Origin of the sequence: Stenoxybacter acetivorans DSM 19021 (assembly GCF_000745895.1) — a bacterium.
Taxonomy (GTDB): Bacteria; Pseudomonadota; Gammaproteobacteria; order Burkholderiales; family Neisseriaceae; genus Stenoxybacter; species Stenoxybacter acetivorans.
The window spans coordinates 24,954-30,953 of the sequence record NZ_JQKE01000029.1; the positions used below are offsets into that span (position 1 = coordinate 24,954).

Genomic DNA, 6,000 nt, shown 5'->3' on the forward strand with positions numbered 1-6,000 from the left:
CTTATTTTATTGGCTGTCTGCTGAGGCATGCTGTCGGTATGGAAATGTCGGTTTACTATTTGGAAATATAGACTTGTGAAAAAATAGTGCTATTTACAGCCTGTTAAACGCTGATTATTTTAACCGTTACTTGCTCCCTGAATTTTGCGCATCTGCTGTTGATTTTCTCTTATCAAAGCATCTTCCCGCTGTATCTTGCCAATTATATTTTTAACCACTTTATCCAGTTCACTATTTTCCTGAAAATCCGCTTCCGTTAAAAAATTGACGCGTCCATATTTGAGTAACTCCGCCATTTTTTTCTTTTCAGCATTTCCCTTTATTTATGCACTGAGATAGAAAATTCGCCTTACCCACCCACCAATAATGCGCACTTCTGCCGCCGCTATCGCTTTTCTGTAATATACCCTTAGCAATCAAATCATTAATATCACGCAAGGCGGTATCAGCGGAAGTTTTGGTGATTTTTGCCCATTTTGATGAAGTCAGGTTGCCTGAAAAACTGTCAAATAAGCGGTTAATTATCAGGCGTTGCCGTTCATTAATCACGGTATCGCGATGTTGCTGCCAAAACTCGGCTTTTTTGACAATGCTTTGCAAGCTGATTTCGGTGTCTTGCAGGGCATGTTTCAGGCAAGTCAAAAACCACTGCAACCATTGGGTAATATCCGTATCACCGTGTTGGGCATTTTGCAGGGCTTGATAATATTGCTTCTTTTCGGCGTGGATTTGCTTGGAAAAGCTATAAAAACGCTCACTGCTGTGTTCACTGCGTGCCAGCAGCACATCGGATAAGGCGCGGGCAATGCGTCCATTTCCGTCATCAAAAGGGTGAATACTGAGAAACCACAAATGCGCAATGGCGGCTTTCAGTACATGGTCTAAATCGCTTTCCTGATTAAACCACTGCAAAAAAGTTGCCATTTCCGCGGGGATTTGTTTCGGCGGTATTGCTTGGTAATACACCTTTTCCTTGCCCACCGCACCCGAAATAATTTGCATTTCCTCATGCCGATATTGCCCCACCACAATCGGGAACATACCACTGTAGCCTGTGGGAAAAAGGGAAGCGTACCAGCCAAATAAACGGGACTCGGTGAGCGGTTTTTGGTAACTTTGAGTAGCATCCAACATCATTTCCACCACCCCGTCAATATGTCGTGCCGACGGCACCAAACCCGCCATTTCCAAGCCCAAACGCCGAGCCACCGATGAACGGGTTTGCGCATAATTTAAATTTTCACCCTCAATGGCTGAAGATTGCAAAATATCAACAGTAAGCGTTTCCAAATGTTTTTCGGTTTTGGGCAAAAAGCCCAAAGACTGCACTTGCCCCAATAACCGCCCTTGCAAATAGCGAGTTTCGCCCAGCAAACCGCTAATGGCAGCCGCTTGCCAAGTAAACGCCGTCCAATTGGGGTGTTGATAGAGATAGTGTGCCATGTTTAAAGCCTGCTACGGTGAATAAATTGATTATACACCGCAAAAATGCGGTGTATAGGCGGCTTATTCGCCGCAAAGTTCAGACAGGTCTTTATAAGGGAGCTACGAAGCATTTAATTTTTTGGCTTCTTAATGTCTTTGATGCGCAGCAAGACCGCTCCAGTGGGTAATTTTGCCTCAATCGTGGAGTCCAGTGCCGCGTCTATAAGTGCACTTGCAATTGGTGTATTGACATTGATGATTCCCAATTCTGGCATAGATTTTTCGTTAGTTATTAAAATCTGCTTCTCAACCTGAGGATTTTTACTATCAACATAAACTACTGTATCCCCGACCTCAACTATGATATCGACATCTGGCTCATGAATGGACCTAGCTGATTCGTTTTCTCGGTGGTTTTCTTCAGTTGATTTATCTTGCGGTGCTGATGTAGAGGTGTTTTGTTCGTCAGAAATACCAACACTGATATCTTGCGGGTAAATGCATCTTGCCTCTAACGCATCCCAAAGACCCTTCAAGGCATCAATCTTGTTTGAGTAAAACGCCGATTCTCTAACTCTGAAAAACGCCCATCCGCAACGCTCCAATTGCCGTTGACGCTGCATATCGTCTTCATAACGGTTAGCTCCGTGCCAATGATCACCGTCGCACTCAACGGCTAGCCGCGCCTGTCCGCCCTCAACCACGAGGTCGATCCGTTTTCCAGCAACTTCGTGCTGTGACAGTACAACAAATTTCTTGCGAAGTAGTTCCAATGCAACATCAACTTCGAACCAGCTATCGAAGGGTGGTGGTGGATTTACGATGCCTCGGTTGTCTTGTGCTGCCCGCCGCTCCAGTTCTTCCACCTTGATTCCTGCAATCTGCTGTGGTCTCGTATTCTCAAAGAAATCAAGTAACTGTTTCCGAAGACATGAGGTGCTGAGATCGTTACTGGTGACAGAATGGAAAAGAATCATGCTGTCGCGAGCTCGGCTGGCTGCAACGTTGAAACGCCGCTCATCAGCCGCCTTTGTTAAGGGTCCGATTCTTTCGTTGTTGGCGGCAACAAGCGACAAAAACACAATATCCCGCTCATCACCTTGGAAGCTGTAGGGATTGCCGCAGACCAGGCGTCGCCGTTCCATTTCTTCCGCGCCCAGTTTTTCAAGCAATTGATTCTCAATCAAAGCCGCTTGCGCTTCTCCCTGGAGAACCACTACACCCATCGTCTTGCCATCGTATCGGCTGTCGCCGGACATTTCCATGATTCTTTTGACAATAGCTTCAGCTTCTGGTCGGTTAATTATTCCGCTACCTGAACCTTCGCGATGTCCTCCACTCACAAAAACATGCTCCAGCGGCGGCAATCGATTCGGACCATACTGTCTCAATGGAATCAGGGGCGTATCCGAATAGCAAAGATCGTTGCTGAACCGAATTATTTCCGGCATACAGCGGAAGTGTTCGCGCAATGTAATCTGCCTGGTTCCATAACGAAGTTTTCCGTGATCGAACAAGCTGCTCTCTATATCGAAAGACGATTTGTAATCGAAATCGTAAAGGAATTCCTCCATTAGGCGATGTACCGCATCGCGGGGTAAACCCACGGCATCCGGGCTGATCTGTTTGTCATCGCCAACGATCAGTATTTTCTTTCCGAGATAGAGCAATGGAAGTGCTTCGAAGCCGCATTGTGAAGCCTCGTCCACAATAATCACATCGAACATGCCAGAAGCGGGTTCAACGGTGTCCCAGACGCGATGTAGTGGCATTACCCATGCAGGAACCGCCTCACGGCATTTATTAAGATGCTTTTGCGCTTCGCGGCGATGGTATGCCGCGTGCTTCCCCGTCCCCTTGCCAAGCTTCCGCATGGACTGCTGCCAAGCTTCCATATTGCGGCGATGGTCTTCCTTAAGCCGCGAGAAACAAAACGACCATGCGTGGAGCGAGGCAAGCTTTGCGATGATGCTGTTTATCTCATCTTCAATTTGTTTGGTACGCTTGGCGAGTGCCGGGACATCTTCCTGTCGTATGTAATCCTCAATCCAGTATCGCGCTTGCGCCCAATGCCAAGCATCGCCAATACGCCGGATTCTTTCCTCCCAATACGGCTCGTTACAGGTATCCTTCAAGCAATCTGCAAGGCGCGGAAGCAGTTTGCGTAATTGCGTTAAGTATTCTTCGATTTTTTGAAGGTGTAGGTGCTCCTTATCCAAATCCTGTATCTTGTTTATGCTTTGCGCGAATCCACTAACATTGCGATCACGAATCGCTTTCAGTAATTTTTTTGTTTCAGGATGTGCGTTGCCTTTGGCGGCTATGGAAGAAACCGGTTCTTCAGCGCGCTGAATTTCCTCAGCAGTAATCCGTCTGTGGATATTTGCCAATGCGAGACGGCAGGACAGGATTATTCTTTCCACCTCGGTTTCATCCTGCCAAATAGGCTCTTCCATCGCCGCGCATCTCTGTATTGCCTCACGATATTTGCCAATAATTTTTTCAAGCGATAAAGCGTTTTCAAGCGCGTTGCTCAGTGATTTTAGAGCGGTCAATTGCAAAGCGTAAGGCCCTTGCGCCTTATCAGACCGATCTACCCAAAAGCCCCATGCTTTCTCGCATTCGATGCGGACATGCAGCGCATTGACAAGAGTTGAGAAATGTTCGGCTGTCAAGCAAGGGCTCCCGCCGATTTTCACAGATTTGATCACATAAAGCCGTTCTTTTACTGGCTTTGGTCGGAATACACCTAAACCCAATTTCCCGCCGCTATCCATGTGCTCTTTCAGTATCATGGCGTCTTTATATAGCACTCTGGCGTCGCAGGTATCCGGGAATTCAATCTTGGTGTCGTCAGCTACCGCAATGTGATCCTCGACTGATGTAATAGCATCTCGTGTAACGCGGAATAATTTATGCCACAGGGACGAATTTCCGCCCAAGACATCGCGCACGGCATCATTCATCCACGAATGCGGAGCCGACATTAGCCTTTTTTTGGTGTCGCGAAATGTGAATAGAGTGTTACGAATCGCTTCAATGGTCGATGGCTCGTTTCTTGCCAGCAAATCGGCGAAATGTTTATCAGCACCGACCGTTAATGACTCCTGTTCTTTAACTGCGTTTATCTCCTTCTCCACCAAACAGGCAAAATCTTCCGCAGACAGCAAGATATTGGGTAACACACGACCCAATTCTTTGCGCTTCTCAGGCGTAAAGTAACAGAGAGCTTTCAGAACAACTTGCAAATCGTTTGTGGATATCTGGCAGGGCTTTTCTAAAGGCACCGAATCCAAGAACCACTCGTAGGCAGTGCGGTCGCGGCTCACGGCTTCGGCGATTCTGGCCGCTGTTCCTCGGTAAGCTCCCTCTGCGATGGATTGATGATGCGTTTCGGATTCCCTGATGTTGCGAAGCCGTTGATTGACCCGTTCCTTTTCCTCGCGGAGCTGCTGCAAGCATTGTTCAAATTTCGTGCGCTCGTTCCTGGCACGGTCTTCATTCCAATCATCATTTTTCTGGAGAATACCATTCACACTGGATTCGAGAGAGCGGCGCTCCTCAAGCCCGCTGCCAAGCAGATTGATGCAAAGCGGACGCAACTCATCAGGAATAAGCCCTTTAAGAACATGAAGCGCGCGCGGTGTTTTCGCGGTAATAAGCGTTCGCTGTCCTGTGGCAAGCAGATGGCAAATCAAATTGGCGATCGTATGGGATTTCCCTGTGCCGGGCGGACCTTGCACAAGCACGCCGCCTGCCGTACGAATCTTGTCCACAATGCGGCGTTGCTCATCGTTCGATGGCTTGGGAAAAAAGACCTCACCACTGAAAACAGCGGTTGCCTCTTCCGACTCATCGTTCGGTTCGCGCTCATCCCGCGAACCGATTTCTGCAAGATCCGCGAATTCGCGGGGTATGTTTTCGCCCTGCCCGATCTGTTCTTTGATCCGTTCCAAGGCTTCGGTCAGTCCTTTGGCGGAACGCTTACGCAGAATCAGAGCGGGAGCATATTCGACGATGGGCTTCTCCAAGGCACGAATGTTTGATTTCGCCTCCGGCGAGTCATCATATTCACCTTGCGGGTTGATTGAATGCACCAAGGCTTTAAGAACACCTTCAACACAGCCTTTTTCCCACGGATCGTCTTGGGCTGCGGACAGTGATGACTTCGCGGTTTCCTCCGCGCGCACCGGTTGATCCTCAATATCCAGCATATCAAGTTCGGGGCGCAGCTTGGCACCTTCAGTGTGGGGACGGACAGTGAACTTCCCCAAGCGGGCTTCGAACTCTAAGATGGCGTCGGCGACAATTAAATGACGCCGAGTGCGCTGTTTCGTGGGTGTTTGCCAAGTCAATAGACCCAGACCAAGCACAAGTTCATATTCTTCGCCAAGTCGGAGTTGTTCTTGATAGATAGTAAAGAGCGCGGAATAGACCTTGTGTACGCTCTCCCACGCATTATGCACTTTCGACCACGGCAACCATTTGTCTTTGACATAACGATTCCATGTCTGTTGAATCTCAAGATGATCCTCAAGGCGTTCAGTATGAGGGAGGGAGGGAGGGAGGGAGGGA

General features: G+C 48.3%; 3 protein-coding genes. All 3 read right to left on the bottom strand.

What is annotated here, in order from left to right; all coding sequences use genetic code 11:
- Positions 1–119: 119 nt before the first annotated feature.
- The 3 genes from Q384_RS13225 to Q384_RS05335 all read right to left on the bottom strand — a co-directional run bounded on the left by Q384_RS13225 (position 120) and on the right by Q384_RS05335 (position 5,906).
- Entirely contained in the window at positions 120–296 is a 177-nt protein-coding gene (locus tag Q384_RS13225; RefSeq protein ID WP_156956457.1) for a hypothetical protein, read from the bottom strand.
- A 10-nt stretch (positions 297–306) separates the two neighbouring features.
- A complete protein-coding gene (locus tag Q384_RS05330; RefSeq protein ID WP_037586436.1) occupies positions 307–1,443 on the bottom strand; it encodes a Fic family protein in 1,137 nt (378 codons plus the stop codon).
- 113 nt (positions 1,444–1,556) lie between these two features.
- The gene (locus tag Q384_RS05335) at positions 1,557–5,906 is read right to left on the bottom strand and encodes an AAA domain-containing protein (RefSeq protein ID WP_245608510.1); all 4,350 of its coding nucleotides are present in this window, start codon (positions 5,904–5,906) and stop codon (positions 1,557–1,559) included.
- Between the last annotated feature and the right edge of the window lie 94 nt (positions 5,907–6,000).